At 40.5% G+C, this 22,256-nt stretch carries 16 protein-coding genes; 8 read left to right on the top strand and 8 right to left on the bottom strand.

Annotated elements, in window-relative coordinates; all coding sequences use genetic code 11:
- Positions 1-37: 37 nt before the first annotated feature.
- Positions 38-4,285, bottom strand: a complete 4,248-nt coding sequence (locus EWV60_RS05280; protein ID WP_287231422.1) for a non-ribosomal peptide synthetase — start codon at positions 4,283-4,285, stop codon at positions 38-40.
- Positions 4,282-6,162, bottom strand: a complete 1,881-nt coding sequence (locus EWV60_RS05285; RefSeq protein WP_287231424.1) for a non-ribosomal peptide synthetase — start codon at positions 6,160-6,162, stop codon at positions 4,282-4,284. The genes EWV60_RS05280 and EWV60_RS05285 overlap by 4 nt, the downstream gene beginning before the upstream one ends.
- 470 nt (positions 6,163-6,632) lie before the next feature.
- Between EWV60_RS05285 and EWV60_RS05290 the strand changes: the two genes are divergently transcribed.
- From EWV60_RS05290 to EWV60_RS05310, 5 genes are all read left to right on the top strand, one after another.
- Positions 6,633-7,715: an ATP-dependent 6-phosphofructokinase gene (locus EWV60_RS05290; protein WP_287231426.1), complete on the top strand. Its 1,083-nt coding sequence runs from the start codon at positions 6,633-6,635 to the stop codon at positions 7,713-7,715.
- Between the two features lie 130 nt (positions 7,716-7,845).
- Positions 7,846-9,258 carry a DNA methyltransferase gene (locus EWV60_RS05295; RefSeq protein ID WP_287231428.1) on the top strand — a complete coding sequence of 471 codons (1,413 nt, stop codon included), beginning with the start codon at positions 7,846-7,848 and terminating at the stop codon, positions 9,256-9,258.
- Positions 9,231-10,229 (top strand): type II restriction endonuclease, encoded by a 999-nt coding sequence (locus EWV60_RS05300; RefSeq protein WP_353734379.1) that lies wholly within the window; start codon positions 9,231-9,233, stop codon positions 10,227-10,229. The genes EWV60_RS05295 and EWV60_RS05300 overlap by 28 nt, the downstream gene beginning before the upstream one ends.
- A 798-nt stretch (positions 10,230-11,027) precedes the next feature.
- Positions 11,028-11,285 (top strand): type II toxin-antitoxin system RelE/ParE family toxin, encoded by a 258-nt coding sequence (locus EWV60_RS05305; RefSeq protein ID WP_016515638.1) that lies wholly within the window; start codon positions 11,028-11,030, stop codon positions 11,283-11,285.
- The gene (locus EWV60_RS05310) at positions 11,278-11,535 is read left to right on the top strand and encodes a helix-turn-helix domain-containing protein (protein ID WP_004157852.1); all 258 of its coding nucleotides are present in this window, start codon (positions 11,278-11,280) and stop codon (positions 11,533-11,535) included. Before EWV60_RS05305 ends, EWV60_RS05310 begins: the two co-directional genes overlap by 8 nt.
- Here the strand turns inward: EWV60_RS05310 and EWV60_RS05315 are convergent.
- Positions 11,495-12,394 carry an ROK family protein gene (locus EWV60_RS05315; protein ID WP_287231432.1) on the bottom strand — a complete coding sequence of 300 codons (900 nt, stop codon included), beginning with the start codon at positions 12,392-12,394 and terminating at the stop codon, positions 11,495-11,497. The two genes, EWV60_RS05310 and EWV60_RS05315, sit on opposite strands and share 41 nt — an antisense overlap.
- A 189-nt stretch (positions 12,395-12,583) precedes the next feature.
- Between EWV60_RS05315 and EWV60_RS05320 the strand changes: the two genes are divergently transcribed.
- The 3 genes from EWV60_RS05320 to EWV60_RS05330 are packed head-to-tail and all read left to right on the top strand — an operon-like array spanning position 12,584 to position 14,082.
- Positions 12,584-13,075: a DUF29 domain-containing protein gene (locus EWV60_RS05320; protein WP_287231434.1), complete on the top strand. Its 492-nt coding sequence runs from the start codon at positions 12,584-12,586 to the stop codon at positions 13,073-13,075.
- Between the two features lie 10 nt (positions 13,076-13,085).
- Positions 13,086-13,565, top strand: a complete 480-nt coding sequence (locus tag EWV60_RS05325; protein ID WP_016515640.1) for a DUF29 domain-containing protein — start codon at positions 13,086-13,088, stop codon at positions 13,563-13,565.
- A 25-nt stretch (positions 13,566-13,590) separates the two neighbouring features.
- Positions 13,591-14,082, top strand: a complete 492-nt coding sequence (locus EWV60_RS05330) for a DUF29 domain-containing protein (protein WP_287231436.1) — start codon at positions 13,591-13,593, stop codon at positions 14,080-14,082.
- Between the two features lie 9 nt (positions 14,083-14,091).
- Here EWV60_RS05330 and EWV60_RS05335 read toward each other — a convergent pair whose 3' ends face one another.
- From EWV60_RS05335 to cobN, 5 genes are all read right to left on the bottom strand, one after another.
- Positions 14,092-14,472, bottom strand: coding sequence for a DUF7682 family zinc-binding protein (locus EWV60_RS05335; RefSeq protein ID WP_002747647.1), 381 nt, complete (start codon positions 14,470-14,472; stop codon positions 14,092-14,094).
- 206 nt (positions 14,473-14,678) lie between these two features.
- Positions 14,679-15,731, bottom strand: a complete 1,053-nt coding sequence (locus tag EWV60_RS05340) for a phosphotransferase enzyme family protein (protein ID WP_287231439.1) — start codon at positions 15,729-15,731, stop codon at positions 14,679-14,681.
- A 283-nt stretch (positions 15,732-16,014) separates the two neighbouring features.
- Entirely contained in the window at positions 16,015-16,686 is a 672-nt protein-coding gene (locus EWV60_RS05345; protein ID WP_002736813.1) for a DUF4276 family protein, read from the bottom strand.
- A gap of 4 nt (positions 16,687-16,690) precedes the next feature.
- Positions 16,691-17,980, bottom strand: a complete 1,290-nt coding sequence (locus EWV60_RS05350; protein WP_002735128.1) for an AAA family ATPase — start codon at positions 17,978-17,980, stop codon at positions 16,691-16,693.
- A gap of 273 nt (positions 17,981-18,253) precedes the next feature.
- Positions 18,254-21,895, bottom strand: coding sequence for a cobaltochelatase subunit CobN (gene cobN, locus EWV60_RS05355; protein ID WP_287231443.1), 3,642 nt, complete (start codon positions 21,893-21,895; stop codon positions 18,254-18,256).
- Between the last annotated feature and the right edge of the window lie 361 nt (positions 21,896-22,256).

Consider the following 22,256-nt stretch of genomic DNA (forward strand, 5'->3'; position numbering starts at 1 on the left):
TCATCCTTAATTATTAAGTAATGAGAATTTTAAAAAATCAACCACTTACATGATAACCCAGCTTGATCATTGTCTTTAATTGACTTGCTAATGCTTTAACATAAGGTTCTGTTAACATCGTGATATGGTCTCCTGGTACATTGTATTGTTCTACGGGTTCGGTCGTCAACTCACACCAACCTAAATCAGATTTACAAAAACAGTCAGCATATACCCCCTGAGCATCTTCAATTAACCGATCAGTCGCTCGTAAAAGAGTAATTTTTCCTTGATAAATTGAGGGAACATAATCAATTAGTGCTTGATGACTAGCTTTTTGTACCGCTAAAAGGGAGTGAATCATATTTTCGCCCGCATCGGGGGGAATAAGATTAGCCTGTCTCAATTTTGCTAAAAAGTAGCTAAATTGTGCTTGAGGAGTTAAAGAGTTGATCTCTATCTCATTAACTCCTATTTTAATCCCAAAAAAGCGTTCTAAAACTTTCGCTCGTTTAACCAGCCAGGTAGCATCATCAATGACTTCAGTTTTGTTTCCTCGAATAGGTGCAGGTGTATCCATAAGAACAAGGAAGGCTATTTCGTGACCTTGTTTTTGCAGTTGTTGCGCCATTTCTAAAGCCACTAATCCGCCAAAAGAATGACCCCCTAAAAAGTAGGGACCGATTGGTTTAATAGTTTGTATAGCCTTGATATAATAAGCGGCTAAATCAGGGATTCGGGTATAGGGAGCTTGTTTCCCATCAAGACCAGGAGCTTCTAAGGCATAAAAAGGTTGATCTGGGCTAAGATAACGTCCTAAAGCAATATATCCCAAAACATTGCCACCAATAGGATGAGGACAAAATAAAGGAGGCTGGGAGCCGACGGTTTGAATAGGTACTAATGGTGAAGGTGATGATGATATAGAAGAGGATTGACGCAATAGGATAGCTAACTGTTCAATTGTACCCCTTGAGAACAAAATGGATAAAGGTAACTCAATGTTAAATTCTTGTTCAATGATCGCCATTAATTGTAATGCGAGTAAAGAATGTCCACCCATATCAAAAAAGTCATCGGTGATGCTAATCGGTTGACGCTTGAGCAAATGTTCCCAAATTTGAGTCAGTTTTAGTTCTAAGTTATCCCGAGGAATTACCGATTTTTCTGAGGATAGGGTTTGGCATTGAGCGGGAATCGGTAGAGCTTTACGATTGACTTTACCATTGGATGTCAAAGGAAAAGCGTCTAAAATTATGATTTGGGAAGGAATCATAGATATAGGTAAGTAATTTTGCAGATATGCTTTAAGTTGTTTTTGATTAATACTCAAAGCATCTTGAGCAACCAAATAGGCGACTAAATGTTGTCCAGTGTCAGCTTGATAAGCCGCTACTACACAGTCTTTTACTAGGGGATATTGGCAGATTCTTGCTTCAATTTCCCCTAGTTCAATTCGGATTCCCCTGATTTTTACTTGATCATCAATGCGTCCGAGAAATTCAATCTTTCCATCGGGGAGATAGCGTGCTAAATCGCCTGTTTTATAAATTTTTGTTTGATAAAAAGCATTTCGTGGAAATTTTTCTCGATCATAATCTTGAATAAAAGGATTAGGAATAAATTTTTCATCTGTCAATTCAGGACGATTGAGATAACCTTGAGCAACACCAATTCCACCAATATATAATTCTCCGATAATACCAATAGGAACAGGTTGCAAATAGGAATCTAGAAGATAAACTTGAGTATTAGCAATGGGAACACCAATGGATGGAGCATCTAGAGATTGAGTACATTCAGCAATAGTTGCACAAACGGTGGCTTCTGTCGGACCATAAGCATTGAAGAAACGACATTGATTTGACCAACGCTTTACTAAGTACCCAGAACAAGCTTCTCCTGCTACAATTAAGGTCTGTAAATCGGGAAATTGTCCTTCAGGAAGCATGGCTAAAATCGATGGGGGTAATGTTAAAACTGTAATCTCATAATCTTGTAAAACTTCGATTAATTTATGATAGTTAAGAAAAGTATCCTGACTAATGAGGCAAAGTCTTGCTCCTTTGACTAGAGACATAAAAATTTCACTGATTGAAGCATCAAAGCTAATGGAGGCAAATTGAAGCACTCGACTATCTGTTTCCACTGCAAATAGTTCACTTTGAGCCTCAGCTAAATTACTAAGTCCTTGATGCGCTAAAAGCACCCCTTTCGGTTGACCGGTTGAACCAGAAGTATAAATAATATAAGCCAAGTCATGGGGGTTGACGGTTAGAGAAGGATTAAGCGGACTGAATTGGCTAATTTTGCCTTTTTCTTGGTCTAAATAGACGATAGAGACGGTCTTCTTTAAGAAATAATGTTTAAGATTTGTTTGCGTCAGTAGAACTGCTATATTAGCATCAGATGCCATAAAACTTAAACGTTCTTGAGGATAAGTGGCATCTAAAGGAACATAAACACCACCAGCCTTAAAAATGCTTAAAATACTTACAATAACTAAGGGAGATCTCTCTAGATAAACTCCCACTCGCTCCCCTGATTTTATGCCTAAATTGCTTAAATAGTGAGCTAATTGATTCGCTTGTCGGTTTAATTCCTGATAGCTAATTAATTGATCCTCAAACATCACAGCAATTGCTTCGGGTGTGCGTTTCACTTGATTTTCAAATAGCCGATGAACACAAAGCTGGCCTCCGCCTTCTTTTTGAGTTTGATTCCAGTCGTACAGTAGCTTTTGACGCTCTTTTTTCGTTAATAAATACAATTGATTTAGGGGTTGTTCAGGATTTTTAACAATACTGTTTAATAAGGTTTTAAAATGTCCAATGATTCGCTTAATAGTAGTCGCTTTAAATAAATCAGTTCGATATTCTAAACGACCAGCTAATCCTGTTTCGATTTCTTTTAAAGATAAGATTAAATCTAATTTCGCTTGTTTAGTTTCTACAGAAAAAGAACTTAAGGTTAAACCTTGTAGGTTCAAATGGGAGCTTGGCACATTATAAAAGGCAAATCCTACTTGAAACAAGGGAGAATGGCTTAAATCTCGCTCTGGTTGTAATTCTTCTACCAGTTTCTCAAACGGTACATCTTGAGAAGCATAAGCGGCGATTGCTGTGTCCCGAACTCTTTGTAATAAGGTAATAAAAGAAGGATTTCCCGCTAGAGCAGTGCGTAAAACTAAAGTATTTACAAAACAACCGATTAAATCATTTAATTCAGGATAAGCGCGGCCTGCGGTTGCAGTTCCAACTAATATATCATCTAAATTAGTATAACGATAAAGTAAGGTTTTAAACGCTGCTAACAGAAGCATAAAGAGAGTAACTCCTTGTTTCTGACTTAGTTGTTTTAAAGCTTGACTCAAGGATTGAGACAGAATAAAAGACTGACTCTCTCCCTCAAATGAAGGGGAAGATGGACAAGAATAATCAGTGGGCAATTGTAGCAGGGGGAGCTTACCGCCTAATTTTTGTTTCCAGTAACTCAGCTGTTGACGTATTAAATCTTCTTGTAGTTCTTGTCGTTGCCAGATGGCAAAATCTGCATATTGTAGGGGAAGTTTAGGCAAAGCAGACGGGCTTTCTTGACATTTGGCTTCATATAAAATCCCTAATTCTTTAATTAACACATTCATTGACCAAGCATCAAACACTAGATGATGAAAAATTAAAATTAAAACATAATCAAACTCTTCTAATTGAAAAAGACTGGCTTTCATCAAGGGAGCTTGAGCTAAATTAAAAGAAGTTTGAGCTTCTTTTTGACTTAAGAGTTCTACTTCAGCTTGTTTCTGCAACTTCGGTATTGAGCGAAGATCCACCTGATTAAGATTTAAGTTCAAAGAAGGGAAAATGACTTGTTTTGGCTTTCCTAAAACTACTTGAATACCTGTTCGCAAAATTTCGTGGCGAGAGATAATCTCATTTAAACTTTGTTCTAAAGCGATTATATTCAGCAATCCTTGCAGTCGAATTCCTCCACAAATATGATAGATAGAACTGTTAGGTATCAACTTTTCTAAAAACCATAAACGTTGTTGTGTAAAAGATAGGGGAATATCTCCTACTCGTGGAAGAGGATAAATGCCTGAATTTGAAGGTTTATTTTCTTGATTTTGTCCTAAAATTTCTATAATTTCTCCTTTTTTTGCCGATAACTCTGAGAGTAAGTCTGATGTCATTGTTCCTTTGGGTGCATGATAACGGAGGCGATTTCCTTCTACCCAAACTTTAATGTTATTACTACGTAAATTAGCAAGAAATTCAATAATTGTAGTATGGTTTGTCGATTGATTCATAATTCTCCCTCCTCTGATAGCTCCTCTAAAAGTGCTGAAGAATGATTTTTCATCCAAAGTAATGTCTCAATACTTTCAGCTTGAGTCGCTAATATTGGAGAATCAAACAGCAGTTTTAAAGGAATTTCAACTTGCCAAGCTCTACTAATACAAGAAACTAATTGAGTTGCTAACAAGGAATGACCTCCTAATTCAAAAAAGTTATCATCAATTCCTATCTGTTGAATATTCAAAACCTGCGTCCAAATTTCTGCCAATCTTATTTCTATCGGTGTTCGAGGTGCAACATATTTTCGATTGTTTTGAGTCGGAGATGGAAGAGATTTGCGATCAATTTTTCCTGAAATTGTTTTTGGTAAACTTTCCATGATAACAAAGGAAGAAGGAATCATCATCTCCGGCAGAAAATCCCTTAAATATTCTCGAATCTCTCTTACTTCAACAGAGTGTTTCAAGACCAAATAAGCACAGAGATATTTATTCCCCTCGGTATCATTAATATCGATTACTGCACTCTCTTTAATAGCAGAAGAAAGTCGTAAATAATTCTCAATTTCTCCTAATTCAATTCTAATACCCCTAATTTTAACTTGTCGATCTTTACGTCCTAAATATTCAAAATTGCCATCACTTGAAACTCTTCCCATATCTCCAGTCTTATAGATCAAATCATTGGGATTATTGCTGAAAGGATTGACAACAAAAACCTCATTTGTTAAAGCATCTTGCTGATAGTACCCTAAGCTTCTATAGGGAGTACGAACATAAATTTCTCCGATCATTCCTGTGGGACAAATTCTTCCTCTTTCATCAACAACTAAAGCAGCTGCTCCTTTTATTGGTTGTCCAATCGGAATAATTTGACGCTGTTGATCTGAAGATTTAATAAAATAGCAAAATTTCGTCATGGTTGTTTCCGATGCACCATAGAGATTGATTAATTGGACTCTGTCTCCGAATGTCTGACTCCATCTCGCCACATCTCCTCCATAAATTGGTTCTCCTGATAATAAAATATATTGTAAATTAGAGAATAATTGTGGATTTAAGTCTTCATTGAGAATTGAGCGAAATAAAGAGGGAACACAATGAATCACATTGATCTTTTCACGGTCAAGCCATTGAACCAGTTTTCTCCCATCTAAAATAGTATCAACAGACTCAGGGACGCACACCACTCCCCCTGAACACAAAGGAACAAATATGTCTCTCAAAAACGCATCAAAAGAAGGGTTTATTAATTGACTAAAACGAGTTGAATTTTTAAGGTTTAACGTTTCAATTTCCCAATCAATAAAATTCTTAATAGACTTAAGACGACCAGCAATAGCTTTAGGCTTTCCCGTTGAACCAGAGGTAAAATAGAGATAGCACATATCATCTGGTTCTGACCTGATTGTCGGTGTATTAAAATCTTGATTAAGGGAGTAACTTTTTAAAGATAGAAAAGCCAAATCTTTTGGTTGAACAACTTTTTCCTCTTGAGTGATCAGATTGAGATTAGCTAAGATGTTTTCCCGTAAACGACTGAATATTTCAAGTCCATTATTATCAACAGCTATCCATTGTAAATTAATGTCTGAAATAACCATTTCAAGACGAGAAATAGGTAATTTAGGCGAAAGAGGTACAAACACACAACCCGCTTTTAGAATTCCAATTATAGCGACAATATTTTGTAAACAGTCCTCTGAGCAAATTCCCACTAATGAACCCTTAATTACACCTTGAGAAATGAGAAAATTAGCTAGTTGATTTGCTTTTCTTTCAAGATCATTATAGGTGAACTGTCGCACGCCATAACTAATTGCAATCTGCTGGCTGAATTTTGTCACCTGTTGGCTGAACCAATCTTGAATATAAGGAGGATTTTTCATTTTTAATCTAATTAACTCACCAATCCAAAAATGAAGTACACCACTAGGTAACTTCCCATCAAGAGGCTTGTCAGAGCAACCTGACTTGTACCCAACAATTCGGTGAACCCCAATCAGCTACTAACAGCTTAGCACAAAAGAACAACTTTGAATCTATTATCTTCAGATAACCGCCGTCAACAAGGAACGTATCTTCTCAACTTTGTGTGATAACCAGTGCTTATCATTCGTAGGAGTCTTGCTAGGTAAGGCAGCAAAAATAAATTCAGAACGATTTTGCGCCGTTTCAGCGATCACTAAAATTGTTAAGAATTGTACAACCCTCTTGTTATAAGGCTTTTTATGTCATGAAACCTTAAAATGAGAATTGCCCCTAGCTGTCAGAGACGATCTAGAAACTTTCTTAATTTTTAGGCATTATCCGCAACTTTTCCCTAAATATAGATTTGTTAATCTCCTGACAAAAACCTATGGGTGAAAAAAAACGAATTGGAATTCTCACCAGTGGTGGCGACTGTGCGGGTTTAAATGCCGCCATTCGTGCCGTTGTCCACCATGCCAGTGGCAATTATGGCTGGGAAGTGGTGGGTATTCGAGAAGCAACTAACGGATTAGTTAGCCGTCCCCCCAAAACCACGATCTTTGATCTTGAAGGAGTCGATCGCCTGTTAGTGATGGGGGGAACAATTCTCGGTACTACCAATAAGGGGGATCCCTTCGCTTTCCCGATGCCGGATGGAACCCTGATCGATCGCTCTCAGGACATCATCGACGGCTATCATAGTCTGGGACTGGATGCCCTGATCGGCATCGGTGGCGATGGTAGTCTGGCGATTTTGCGCCGTATTGCCCAACAGGGAGGTATTAATCTGATTGGTATCCCCAAAACCATCGATAATGATGTGGGAGCTACAGAAGTCTCCATCGGCTTCGATACAGCTACTAATATCGCCACAGAAGCCCTTGATCGCCTCCATTTTACCGCCGCTAGTCATAACCGGGTGATGATTCTAGAAGTTATGGGTAGAGATGCCGGCCATATCGCCCTGGCTGCCGGTATTGCGGGGGGGGCCGATATCATTCTCATTCCCGAAATTCCCTATCGACTAGAGAAGGTCTGCGAGAAGATCCGGCAGCGGCAGCGTATGGATAAACAGTTTTCTCTGATTATTGTCTCCGAGGCTGTGCGTACCGAAACCGGCAATCGCCTAGTGCAAAAGGAAGCCCTAGGGGAAGATCGTCTCGGGGGTATCGGTCGCTATTTAGCCGAAGAAGTTGCCAGGGAAACCGGGGCCGAAACGAGAGTGACTTTCCTGGGCCACATTCAACGGGGGGGTATTCCTTCTCCGATGGATCGCTTACTGGGGGCGGCTTTTGGGGTGGCGGCCGTGGATCTGATCGCCAGGAGGGAATTCGATCGCATGGTGGCCTGGCAAAATCGGCAAGTGGTCAGTGTTCCCATCGAGGAGGCGATTAAAACCTATCGCATCGTCGATCTCGAAGAAACTTTAGTCAAAACCGCCAGGGGTTTGGGTATTTGTCTAGGGGATTGAGATTAAATCTAGGGGAATCGGTGCGAGAATTAACCCTTAAGTATCGCCCTTTCCCCACCGATTAAAATTACCCCTCAAATAAAGATAAACTCTGATAATTATTTTTCGGCAATTTCGCCAGTAAACCTAAATGATTAATGGTTCAGTTAATGTAGCAGAAAGATTGTTAGAAATCAACAATCTCGATCAAGAATTATTTAATTATTTTCAAGACAAATTACTTGATTCTGAGCAATTATCTCGTACCCTAGTGAGTTTTCAAGGTAATAAGAACCAACCGGTTTATCGCTGGTATAAATATAAAGAGGGTTTTTCCGTTGATCTGATAGTTTATCTTCTAGAAAAATATGGTATCAAACAAGGAAAAATACTAGACCCTTTCGCCGGGAGCGGAACAACTTTATTTGCGGCGGCAGCCAGGGGTTTATCAGCAGATGGAATAGAACTATTGCCGATTGGACAGGAATTAATTATTACTAGACAAATTTTAGAAAATGGCTTAAATAGTGATGATATACATCGTCTAGAGTATTGGTCTAACCATAGCCTTTGGCAACAGGTAGATTACAAAATTAAGTTATTAGAATTACCAATTACTCAAGGAGCATATCCCCAAGAAAATCAGGCTTGTATAGAAAGTTACTTAGGGTTGATTGCCCAAGAGAATGAGCGAGTGCAAGCGATCTTAAAATTTGCCTTACTTTCTATTCTCGAATCAATTAGCTATACTAGAAAAGATGGTCAATACCTCCGTTGGGATTATCGTTCTGGTAAACAACAGGGCAAAAATATATTTGACAAAGGAAAAATTTTAGACTTTAAAATTGCCCTACATAGCAAGTTACGAGAAATTCTCGCAGATTTAGAGCCTAGTCAGCAACAATTGGAACTTTTTTCTAGAGATTATCCTCGGGGAAAAATTCAACTATATCAAGGTTCTTGTCTTGAGATTTTGCCAGAGATTTCCTCAGAAAAATACGATTCTATTATTACTTCTCCTCCTTATTGTAATCGCTATGATTATACTCGTATCTACGCTTTGGAATTGGCTCTGTTGGGAATAGATCAACTACAATTAAAACAATTACGTCAACAAATGCTTAGTTGCACTGTTGAAAATAAACCCAAAGAGTTACTAAAAATAAATGAACATTGGTCGCCAGCCATTGCCATAACTGATCGTCAAAAATTATTAGAAAGTATCCTAGGTTATTTAGAGGAATTAAAATCAAGCAAGGCCTTAAATAACCATGGTATTCCTCGGATGATTAGGGGGTATTTTCTGGAAATGTCTTGTCTAATTTATGAATGCTTTCGGGTTATGAAATCCTCTGGTATTTTTTGTATGATTAATGATAACGTTCGTTATGCGGGAGCTAGTATTTCTGTAGATTTAATTTTGTCAAAAATCGCCGAAGAAATTGGATTTAAAGTAGAAAATATTTTAGTAGTTCCTCAGGGAAAAGGTAATAGTAGTCAGCAAATGGGATCTCATGGTAGAGAATCTTTAAGAAAATGTATTTATGTGTGGAGAAAGCCTTAATGGAAAAACCCTATCTCTTGCATTTAAACCAAAGTTGTGATTTGGAGACTACCTATGAAGCTATCCGTTCAGGATTTATTGCTCTAGCCTTAGAAAAAAATCAGAGAGCTACTCCTTTAATTGCAGAAGCAAGAACCTTAAAAATTATTGCCCAAACCGCAAACAATCCTAGAGATTTACTAAACATCCCAGATATTCAAGCGGCTTTATTAACTGCATCGGGAATTTCTGATAAAGCTAAAAATTATTTACATCCCCAAGACAAGGTAGAAGCAATTCAAGAATTAATTGTCAATTTTCTGGAACCTGCGGGGACTAATTTTGTCGAGGAGTTAGTCTATAGATTTCTATTGATTCGGGGTGACACTTTAGGAGGAATCATGAGAAACGCGGGTGGCTCCTTAGCTCAAAGTAAATTTACTCGTTCTCTATTAGCAACTTTAAGAGTAGCAGGAATTGCTTATGATTGGCTCAATTCTAGTAATAATCAATGGAGAGAAGCTGAAGAAATGACACCTAATCTAGAAATCTTGGTTAGAGGTGTTAGCTGGTTAAATAACAGCCAACCAAGAACAATAATTTATAATGTCAATGTTCCCATTGTTAATAACAACAATATTGATTTGTGCCTTTTAAAATGTGATTCGACGCAATTAGCTAATCAAAAAATCAAAAAACAAACCTTACAATCTGCTGATTTATACATTGCTTTGGGAGAATTGAAAGGTGGGATTGATCCCGCAGGATCAGATGAACATTGGAAAACTGCTCGTACTGCTTTGCAGAGAATTGATGATGCTTTTAGAAAAATATCTAAGCATCCTTATACTTTTTTTATCGGCGCTGCTATTGAAACAAAAATGGCCAGGGAAATTTATCAGCAATTAGAGACGAAAAAACTCACCAATGCCGCTAACTTAACCAATGATAATCAACTGGTTTCAATTATGCGTTGGCTATGCCATCTTTAAGCTTAATTAATATCTAGAAAATCACCCCTCAAATAAAGAAGTTATTTCACCATTAAGATAACTGCTGTAATTAACTTACGTTATGGTATAGAATTACAATATTTATTAAATTTTACCCTATCGATCCAAAAAATCTTTTTCTACCACAAAAAACTACTTTTGAGCAATTAATTAATAAAATTTAATAAGTAGAAGCACAGGCAAAAAATAAAACCCCCTCAACTGACTGAATGAATTCGTTGAATTAACCGTAAAGCTTTGTAAAGCAACACTCGCTTGAGCTTGAGTCGGAAAAAATAAAAAAGGAATGACTGGAGTAGAAATGGCGGCTAAGTTTTTGAGCATTCTAACTTCTCTTTTTTGCTAAATATTTTAAGTGCGATCACCCTATAGCACCCAAGTAAAGCAACAACCCAACCCAGTACAGAAGGCAGATAGCAAAACTACACACATTTACACTTAAATAACTGTATTAAAAGCTACAATTTAATAAATCTTTACATTTCTCTCCCTCATGGCTGACGCTAGTATCTGCGCTACTTCCTTGTCAGCATCAGGGTTTTCAGCGATTTTGGGATTTTCAGAATTATTGGATGACGATGTAAAATAATACACCACCAATGCCTGGCGATATGGAATCACTACACTCCGAAGGAAATGCGATCGCTAAAATATTGAAATGTTTCCTTAAACTGATTATTATATGAAAGAGATTGTTTTCTATCGTACCCAGTCAGGAGCCAGCCCCGTTGAAGATTTTTTAAATTCTCTGTCTGGAAAACAAGCTCAAAAAGTTGGGTGTTACGCTTAATTCAGGAGTTAGATTCTGTACCGAGTCAATACCTTAAAAAATTAGTAAATACTGATGATATTTGGGAAGTGAGAGTTCAGGTTGGCAATAATATATTCCGTCTGCTGGGCTTTTTTGGAGAAAATGATTTAATTATTTTAACGAACGGATTTGCCAAAAAGACTCAAAAAACACCATCCCAAGAGATTAATTTGGCACAGCAACGAAAACGAGACTACTTAAACAGGAGATTCGACGATGAGTGATGTGGAACAATATATTAACAGAAGAAAACAAACTGACAGTCAATTTTGCCAAGGCTTCGAGTCTGGTTATCTCAGTTTCAAGCTGGGAGTTATATTAGCGCAGGCAAGAGAAGAAGCTGGACTGACCCAGGAAGAATTAGCGCGTAAGTTAAATTGGGATAAAGCAACAGTTTTCAACCTAGAAGAGAATGTGGAATCTGTCGGTATTTCTACTTTCTGGGAAGGTCGATTAATTGCCAAGCTAATTTAGCAGCCCCCACCATCCCGGCGCGATTACCTAACTCAGCCGTTAATACCTCTAATCCTTCTCTGGAACTAGGTAAAACCCGTCTTTCGATTTCTGTGAGGAGAGAGGGAAAGAAAAACTTAGCACTGGCACTAATACCGCCGCCGATAATTACCGCCTCTGGGGTGAGAACATAGAGTAAACTGGCGATACCAGCCCCCAGTAAACAACCGTAACCCTGCCAAAATTGTAAAGCCCCTTGATCGCCTTTTTCGGCCAATTCTGCCAATTGCTTCGGTTCTTTGCCAGTCATCCGGCGAATAGCTTGCAGGGAGGCGTACTGTTCCAAGGAACCCTGATTACCGCTATTGCACAATGGACCGTCAAAATTGAGGGTTATTAAGCCTAATTCTGCGGCCGTTCCCTTACTGCCCACAAATAAGTTACCATCGAGGATAATTGCCCCTCCTACTCCCGTTCCCAAGGTCAACAGGATCAAGTTTTGAAAGCGTTTGCCCGCTCCTAACCAAGCTTCTCCCAAACCGGCACAATTGGCATCATTGGCTAAAATTGTCGGCATTCCCGTGCTTTCTTCTAACCAATCGGCCAGGGGAATATCCCGCCATCCTGCCAAATTAATCGCTATTTTGGCAATTCTTCCCTGAGCATCCGTCGGACCCGGCGTTCCCACACCGATGGCTTGACAACTTTTATCTAAATTTACTTGACAAATGCCTTGATGTATGGTATGGGCGACTTCTTTGGGTGTAGCGGGTTGGGGAGTGGGCAAGCTGAGAGATTCGAGACAATTGCCCTCCTGGTCAAATTTACCAATTTTAATAGCGGTTCCACCTAAATCGACACCTATGACTGTTTTCACCATCGGGCTTTCCTTGTTACTCTGGGAATAGGTAGGTTTATTATCACTCTTTTTGGCGGTTTTTTTCGCAGTTAGATGTGATCGAGAGGATAATTCGGCTAAACTGGCAAAACTAGCTGATTGATTAGCCCCAAATTTCTTCTATAGTTTAGATACCTGCACCTTATTTCCTGATTTTTACCCATTTTAAAAATGATGAATATTACCATCCCCACTCTCTACGATAGCGATTATCAGCTTTGGTTAGAAAATACTATCAACCAATTGCGTCAAGGGGATTTTCAAGGGGTAGATTGGCAGAATTTATTAGAGGAGTTGGAAGATTTGGGAAAGAGTGAACGACGAGCATTAGAAAGTTTATTAACTCGACTTTTAGAACATTTACTGAAGTTAACTTACTGGCAATCCCAACGGGATTATAATCAAGCTGGATGGAAAAAAGAAATTCGCAATTTTCGGATTCAGATCAAAAAAATTCTTAAAGAGAGTCCCAGTTTAAAGCTCTATTTAAGAGAAATTTTGCAGGAATGTTATCTCGATGCTCGCAATCTGCTTATTGACGAAACCGAATTAGATGCTAGTATTTTCCCTCTGGAAGTGTTAGCTAATCTAGAGGAGATTCTCGATGAAAATTGGCTGCCGGATTGGGAAGCTATCAGCAAGGATTCTGAACAGTCCAATTAAGGAGTAAAAAATGATGAATATGACCATTTCAAATCTCTACGATAGGGATTATCAACTTTGGTTAGAAAACACTATCAACCAATTGCGTCAAGGCGATTTTCAAGGGGTAGATTGGCAGAATTTATTAGAGGAGTTGGCAGATTTGGGGAAAAGTGAACGACGAGCATTAGAAAGTTTATTAACTCGACTTTTAGAACATTTACTGAAGTTAACTTACTGGCAATCCCAACGAGATTATCATCAAGCAGGATGGAAAGGGGAAATTAGAACCTTTCGGAAACAAATCAAGAAATTACTGAGAGATAGTCCCAGTCTCAAACCCTATTTATGCGAGATACTTGAGGAATGTTACAGCGATGCTCGGGAGATAATTATTGATATAACCCAATTAGATGCCAGTATTTTCCCTGGGGAATTGTTAGCTAATCTAGAGGAGATTCTCGATGAAAATTGGCTGCCGGATTGGGAAGCTATCAGCAAGGATTCTTAAAAGTGCAATTAAGGAGTAAAAAATCATGAATATTACCATCCCAAATCTTTACGATAGCGATTATCAACTTTGGTTAGAGTCCACTATCAACCAATTGCGTCGGGGGGATTTTCAAGCGGTAGATTGGCAGAATTTATTAGAGGAGTTAGCAGATTTGGGAAAAAATAATCGACGAGCGCTTAAGAGTCTCTTAACTCGACTTCTAGAACATTTACTGAAGTTAACCTACTGGCAATCCCAACGAGATTACAACCAAGCGGGATGGAAAAAAGAAATCAGGAATTTTCGCCTACAAATTGCTGATCTTTTAGCAGATAGTCCCAGTTTAAAGTCCTATTTAAGGGAAATTTTAGCAAAATGTTATCTCGATGCTCGCAATCTGCTTATTGACGAAACCAAATTAGATGCCAGTATTTTCCCCGGGGAAGTGTTAGCTAATCTAGAGGAGATTCTCGATGAAAATTGGTTGCCGGATTGGGGAGATATAAACAGGGATAAATCTTCCGAGGTGAACTAAAGATTAGCTTCACCTACCCGGTTTACAGACATTATAGTCCTCGTGAGAGATCACCGCTTCTGGGACGAGAAGATTGCCGTGGTCGCGACAGATGAGGCGATAATTGCGGGTAACGGGGATACTGATAATAAAGCGATCGTGTCGCAATCGTTTACCGTGGAAATCTCGATAATTGCGGTGATTTTGCAATCCTTGCAGGATTTCCCTAGCTTTAAGTACCACATTTTTCGGTAATTCCCGCAGATCGATCGGATCCTGGGAAAAAGTGGCTTCCCAAGCATTTTTTTGACGTTTTCTTTCTTCCCAAGCGGCATCTAGTTGAGCGCAATGATGGCAGACTTGGCCATAACCCTTGTGACCACAGGGAAACTTCTTCTTTCTTCTGGACATAATACCATCTGTCTGTAAGGCTGTGAGAGACTATTCAAGAGCGGTAAAGCTTGCTTCACTTTTGGCAGATGGAGAAGAAAGTCTTTACCCAGTGATTATCTATACTTACCAGCATACAGGGATCGATACCTCGTTTGGCCATTGACCAGCCAGAAAGTTGATCTTGGTTAGTTAGGGACTGCTGTCACCAACAGGATTAAGGCTGCTTAGAATAATTCCCATTCTTGGGTTCTTAAACGTTTGAGAATAGCTAAACGGCTACTAAAATAATTAGCACAGAGACGACTATAATCGGTTAAACGCAGGTTATTTAAGCTAATTGACCAAGACCAAATATAGGCCGCTTGGGTGAGATACTGAAGACAAGATAATTCACCATCGGTTAAAGGCACTGTTTGCTCGTAACCTTGGATAAAACTGTGGCGAATCTGGCGATTTAAGCCGGATTGTAGGGAAACTTGCAAAAATTTAGCGATATCAAAAACTCGCCAACCATAACCGCACTGATCGAAATCAAATAGGGTCATCTGATTATCAGGGGTGATATGCACATTACCACTATGAGGATCGCCCCAACAAATACTCCAATAGGGAGATTCTGTCGGTAATTTGGCGGTTTCTTCCTCTATTTCCCCAATGGTTTCTAAAACACAGTCTAGGTCCCTCGGTCGTTGGTGCAGAAAAGGTGCGATAATTTGCAGGGAATCCTCGAGAAGATATTTGAGGTTGAGGGGATGACGATAGGCTAGGGGTTGAAAATCTGCCGTCACCCGATGTAAATTAGCTACGACCGCCCCTAAATGATAGGCTTGTTCTATATCTATATCCCCAATAGCAATTCCCCCAGGAGCATAGGGAAAGAGGACGGCGTAACGTTTCCCTTCCGGAGCATTAATTTCTAAGCATAAATCACCGTTTTTGCTGCGAATTGGCGCGGCGACGGGAACCTGAGAGCGATCAAGATAATCTAATAATTCTAGCTCGAAGTCTATTTCCATTTTGCTGCGCCAATGGCAGTGAGATACGCGCAAAATGTAGGGAGTTGTCAGGGTTTCGAGGAGATACACATCACTTAAACCCCGATGCCAAAATTGACAATTTTTCGGCATATCAATCTCGTAACGAGAAAAAACCAAATCTGCTAGGGCAGCGGGAGCCAGAGTGGAGTAGAGTGTGGGAAAAGTCCATTCTCCAGTGCGAAAATTGGCAGCGGGAGAACTAGAAGGCAGTAAATTGAGCGAAGCCAGAAAAGTCGTCACGATTCCCTCCCGATGCAAGTGTGGACAACGCTCGCATCATCCTATTTTATAGGCCACATATATTACAAATCGGTTCGATCGCTCCGTATATTTCGCTACATTCCTCTGTTAATCAGTCTTTAAGTAGTCAGGCAAAATTAATTACCAGCCACAGAGGGCTGAAAGCCTTGCTAGACAAGGATCGCTATGGGTAAATAATTTTACCCAGATACTTAATATCCCCTACTGCCCGCTCTCGACGATTATTTTAAATGCCTAAAAGTTTAGCCTGAAAAAATATTGCTTATCTTGATTCTTCCTGACTGAGATGACGTAGTTTATCTCGAAAATAGCCAAAGCTGGGCGATCGATTAATGTCCACATTCATCTGAGGAGAAATATTTTCTGCCCAGACTGTTTTCTCTTGACCCACAGAAGCTCCACCTAACTTAGATAATTGTTTCGCTCCACCTCTGTATATAGCATCTGCCAGTTTTTCCCAAGTACCACAGATACTATCATTAATATAGGAATCCAAGATAGCACTTTTGGCCTGGGGATAAGCAATTTTTATGGCATTAATATCACCTAAATACCAAGCTTCTCCTTCTTCAATAGCAATACAGAAGTAAATTTGGGATTGGATAGCAGATTTTTCCAGACAATTGCTTAATTCCTGTCGAAATTTCCGAAAACATCGATTATCCAGATCGCAAACCACAATCAGTACAGCAGCATAATTATCAGAGTAACTAGAAAAAGTTTTATCATATCCTTGAATCAGTTTAGGTAGTCGCTCAAGAAGAATCCGTTTACTAGGATCGGAAACAGACTGTAAGTCTCTGGGAATATGACCACTGCCTTTATAGGAATGAACCCTAAATGTATGACCTGCATTCATGTCAATAATCTTAGGAATTAGAATATCAAGTGCTTTTTTTCCCGACAAATCCTCGACCAAAATTTCAAAGTGCATGACCTTATCTCTCATCTAAGTAATCACTATACCAAAGACTACCAAGGGGCAATCCTTCTGAGACGAGATTCTTAATTAAAGGATTGTCACTGGCCCGTTTAATCCGAGAAAAACCATCATCACCCTTTTCCAGAATCCAAACTTCTTCTGGCTGGAGAGCATCAACAAAATAAGGTTGATGAGTGGTGATAAAAATTTGAGAACTTCCTCTCTGTCCTGTGGCGTGTTTTCTAAATTCTTGAGCCAAGGTTTCTAATAGTTTATGGTATAAGCCGTTTTCTGGCTCCTCAATACAGATAAATGGCGGTGGCGAAGGGTCTTCTAACAGTAAGAGATAGGCGAATACTTTTAAAGTACCATCGGACATTTGCTGTACATAAAATGGGTCTTGGAATCCCCGATCATTAAATTTTAATAGTAGTCGATTATCGGGACTTTTTTCGGTGCTAATTTTTTCTATACCCGGTATCTTACGAGAAATACTATTAAGTATATTCTGAAATTTCTTGGAATGCTCTCTTTCCATAAACTGCACCACATTACCGAGATTATCTCCATGGATATTCAAATGTTTCTGGGGTCCGGCTAGGGGCAAACTTCTGGCCGCATCGGGAGTAAAATAGCTGAGATACCATCCCTCAATAAATCTTCGAAATAGGGAAATTCTCGGATGCTGTTTGAGAGAACCTAACGTAGCAATTCCTAGTTTGCGCTTATCATTCAGTTCCACTAACTCGGTTTCCTTGCTTTCCTCATCAGCTTCTCGTTGAATTTTTTCTATTAACTTAAATAAATCAAAATGGTCTTGACCTTCTTCTACTTGTTTCCCTTCTTCTTCTCCTTTCCAAACGATTCCTTTCCCTTCATCGAGGAGTAAAAATGAAAAAGGCCATCCGGTCTTTTGACCTTTTCTTCTCTGTCTGAGTCTTTCTTTTTTTACATAAGGTCTATTATCCGTATCTAGATCAATAGCTAACTCATAGGTAATTGGTCGGGAATTGTAATCTTCTTTATAGTAAATCTGAAATTCAATGCTTCCTTCCTGACCCTGGGAACGAAGACGCTCAAACCCGCCCCGACCTCGCACATCACAAGCTTCTTCTACTCCTCCTTTAAGACAATCAGATAAAAAACCGAAGGCATCAAAAAGTGTGCTTTTTCCCACACCATTTTTGCCGATAACGGCCGTCATCGGTGTCAGAGAATCTCGATTTTGAGTGTTCCATAACTTGCCCAGGGTTATATCCTTGAGCGCTCGATAATTTTTAATCCTCAATCCCTCAATTCCAGCCATTATTTAGTCCCGTTTCTCATTACTAAAGTAATTTGAGCAATTTCTCCCCGGAGAATATATAGTATAGATTGATTCTAGACCAGTTATTAATAGAGTTCTTGCCTAATTAATTTTTGAGAGTTCAAAAATGAGAAAAATAGGCATAAAATTGCATAAAATCCTTAGATAGAGCATTTAATTGATTAATGCTCATTCTTAATTCTCCTGACTACTGACTACTGGCTACTGACTCCTCACCTAAGGTCAGATTTTTGATTTTTGCCAGAGGTCTAATTACTGACCCGATTCGATCGCTCCTTCGGCCTCATGGACAATTGCCCTCAATTGATCTAAAGTTTTCTGGTCCACCTGGGTCCATAATCCCCGTTGTTGAGCTTCTAATAATCTTTCGGCCATATCTCGCAATGCCCAGGGGTTTTTCTCCTGAATAAATTGTTGTACCTTGTCGTCAAATAAATAAGCTTCGGCTACTCCCTGATAGATAAAATCCTCCACCAGATGAGTAGTGGCAGAGTAGGCAAAAATATAATCTACGGTCGCAGCCATCTCGAAAGCGCCTTTATAGCCGTGTCGCATCACTCCCGCTATCCATTTGGGATTAACCACTCGCGAGCGGTAAACGCGGCGAATTTCTTCCTCTAGGGTTCTGATGCGGGGATTTTCCGGACGGGAATGATCACCAAAATAGGTGACGGGATTTTTGCCGGTTAATGCCCGGACACTGGCAGTTAAGCCGCCTTGAAATTGATAGTAGTCATCGGAGTCGAAAATATCGTGTTCCCGATTGTCCTGATTGTGCAGCACTATCTCTAATTCTTGCAGTCTATTTCTCAATACTTCCGGTAAAGAATGGGCAGTTCCTTGACTATCATAGGCATAACAACTCCAGTTAATATAAGCATTAGCTAAGTCTTGATCATTTTGCCAGTTTTGTGACTCGATTAACCCCTGTAAACCGGCCCCATAAGCACCCGGTTTGCAGCCAAAGATTCTGGCAGTAGCTCTCAGTTTCGCCTCTTTTTCTCCTAAGCCCTGACTTAGCCAAAACTCCCTCTCTGTCTTCACTTTCGCCGCTAAAGGATTAATTTTTTCCTCTTCCTCTTGACAAGCTACCGCATTTATGCCAGAATTAAGAAGATGTAGTATGCTGGGGAAACTGTCCCTAAAAAAGCCCGATACCCGAACGGTCACATCAATACGAGGACGGCCTAAGCTAGACGGGGTAAGGATTTCAAACCCGACCACCCGACGGAAAAAACCATCCCAAAGGGGACGAATTCCCAGTAAAGCCATGGCTTCGGCCACATCTTCGCCACTATTTCTCATCGTCGAAGTTCCCCAGATAGAAATCGCCAAAGTGCGGGGATATTCGCCATTTTCTTGGGTATAACGTTCAATTAGTGCCTCTGCAGCCTTTCTTCCCACTTCCCACGCGGTTTCTGTGGGGATTGCGCGGGTATCGACGGAATAGAAATTTCTGCCGGTGGGGAGAACATCGGGACGGCCGCGGGTGGGAGCGCCGGAAGCACCACTGGGGACGTATTGGCCAGCGAGACCTTTTAAGAGATAGGTAAGTTCATCTGGGGTTTGTTTTAAAGCAGGAATTAACTGATTTTCTAGCCAAACCAATTCTTTTGCCGTATTTTCGCCTACAGGTTCAATTTTCTGGCTAATTAAATCCTGAGCGAGACTTTCCAGATAAGTAGTGGTATCGTTATATTCCGTCAGGGGGTCGCAGTCGAGATGGAGGTCAAGGGCAAGGGAACGGGTTAAACCGGGGCGGTCAGGACTGGGAGAACGGGCAATCGATTGGATTAAATCAATTAACTGCTGACCCTGGGGACATTGACCGAAGATATGTAAACCGTCGCGGATTTGTGCTTCCTTGAGTTCACAGAGATAACCATCCACGAGGGTGAGAAATTGACCAAAGGAAGCGTTGGTCGCAACGCGCTCGCTACGCGAGATCGTGCCTAGCTCTCGATCGAGATTAGTTTTCGCCACCAGATCGTTAATCCGCTCGCGAATCAGAGCTAAACGAGAAGGATCAAGAGATTCTGCTTGATAATATTCATCGATGAGGGACTCTAACTTTTCCCAATCCCCATACAATTCCGCTCGCGTCATTGGGGGAGTGAGATGGTCGATGATAACAGCTTGGGAACGTCTTTTAGCGTTGGAACCTTCTCCGGGGTCATTGACAATAAACGGATAAAAATTCGGCAGCGACGAGAAAGCAATTTCGGGATAACAATGGGGAGAAAGAGCGAGACTTTTCCCCGGTAGCCATTCTAAATTGCCGTGTTTACCGAGATTAATCACGGCAGTGACTTGGAATTCCCGTCGTAACCAATGGTAAAAAGCGAGATAGCTGTGGGTAGGTTCCAGGTCGGGGGAATGATAATTAAGAGTCGGGTCAAGGTCGTAACCGCGAGAAGGTTGAATACCGATAAAGACATTACCTAACTGGAGGCCCGGGATAGGGAAATCCTTGTCTGGATATCCCCAACGGTCAAGCAGAGCGCTTTGATTATCGGGGGGAAGGGAGGAGAAATAATCTAGATATGCTTCTAGGGAGAGAGATTGATAGATAGGTTTTAATTCCCTTGTCTCCAGGTCATTAGTGATACCAGAAATAAGCAATCGCATTAATTCATCGCTATGGTCGGGTAGGTCGGTGAGGGTATAACCTTGGGTTTGTAGTGCGCGAAGAATTTCCAAACCACTAGCGGGAGTATCTAAACCGACTCCGTTAGCGATACGACCATCCTTATTGGGATAGTTGGGGAAAATGAGGGCAATTTTTTTCTGGGAGTTGGGAAGGGAGGAGAGTTGACAATAGTTTGCGGTTAAATCAGCGACAAAATCAACCCGGTGGGGGAGGGGTTGATAGATAACTATCTCCGTTTCTAGTTTGGGATGTCGGGTGAGGACAGATTTAAAGGAAATAGCACGGGTGATAATTTTGCCATCCATTTCCGGTAAAGCGATATTCATGGCCACATCCCGGGGGGAAAGACCTTGATAACCCTGTTGATAAGCTTCTAAACTGCTGCTGCTGAGGATAACTTGGAAGATGGGTTTATTGAGGGACTGCCAGAAGTGATGATTTTGTTTGTCTTCCGGTCGCTGGATAGAGAAGCTAGTGGTGTCGAGAATTAGGTCTGGGGGATGGTGGGAAAAGAGGGTTAATAGTTCCTCTTGCACTTCGATTTCCCGGAGAGAGGAGAGAAAGATAGGGACAGTTTCAATGTTTCTTTGGGTGAAAGCACTGATTAAAGCATCGATAGCTTTGGTATTACCCGCGAGATAATGGGAACGATAGAAAAGTATCCAAGTCCGTGCTTGGGGTTGGGATAGGGTTGTCTGGGAATAGATTCCCAACCTAGGGACAACCCCAGGAGGAGAGGGAAGATAGTCGAGATGGAGACAGGTATGCGCGATAAATTTAGCAGCATTAATCCAGTTATCTATCCCTGCTTCCGTGAAATAGCACCATAACTGGTTAACAGTAGTCAGGGAAGCAGTGGAATGACTCATCAACTCTAAATCCGGTTTATCCTCTCCCGGGAGGACAAATAAAGTTGCATCGGTTTCCTCGACAATTTCCTTAACTACTTCCAACCCGTAGGACCAACTCCCCCGTCCCCCCAATAAGCGAAGAATAATCACCCTTGCTTGGGATAGTACCTTGTCCCCATAGTTATCGATACTGTATTGCTGCTGTAACTGGGATAAATTGAGGGCGCGAATTGCGGGAAAATTATCCGGTAGATGGTCGATAGCTGCCGCTAGAGTTTGAATATCGGTATCAGCCATGGTGAGGAGAACAATCGGGGCCGGATTTTGGTCAATAATAATCACCCCTTCGGTATCTGCTGTCCAACCACCCGCTTGGGGAGCAATACGGTGCATAAGTTTTGAGAGTCAGGTTAAATAATGATTAGGTTTTGAGAATCAGGGTCTCGATCGAGGGATCATTCTTAGGTAGATAGAGATGATTATATCTGTCTGCGGCAATTTAAAGAACAGGGAATAGGGAATAGGGAATAGGGATTAAGAAAACTTGACCAAAACCCAAACCCCAGTCCCCTTACTGATAACTAGGGTTTGGGAAGTGGGAAGTGGGGAAGTGGGGAAGTGGGGAAGTGGGGGAATTTCAACTAAAACCCTAACACCCTAACACCCCAAAAACCGAACACCCCAAGACCTCAACACCCCAAAACCCGACCACTCTATCTGCTGCCTTCTGATAACTGATAAATGATAACTGATA

The sequence above is a fragment of the Microcystis sp. Msp_OC_L_20101000_S702 genome (assembly GCF_007095705.1).
GTDB lineage: Bacteria > Cyanobacteriota > Cyanobacteriia > Cyanobacteriales > Microcystaceae > Microcystis > Microcystis ichthyoblabe_A.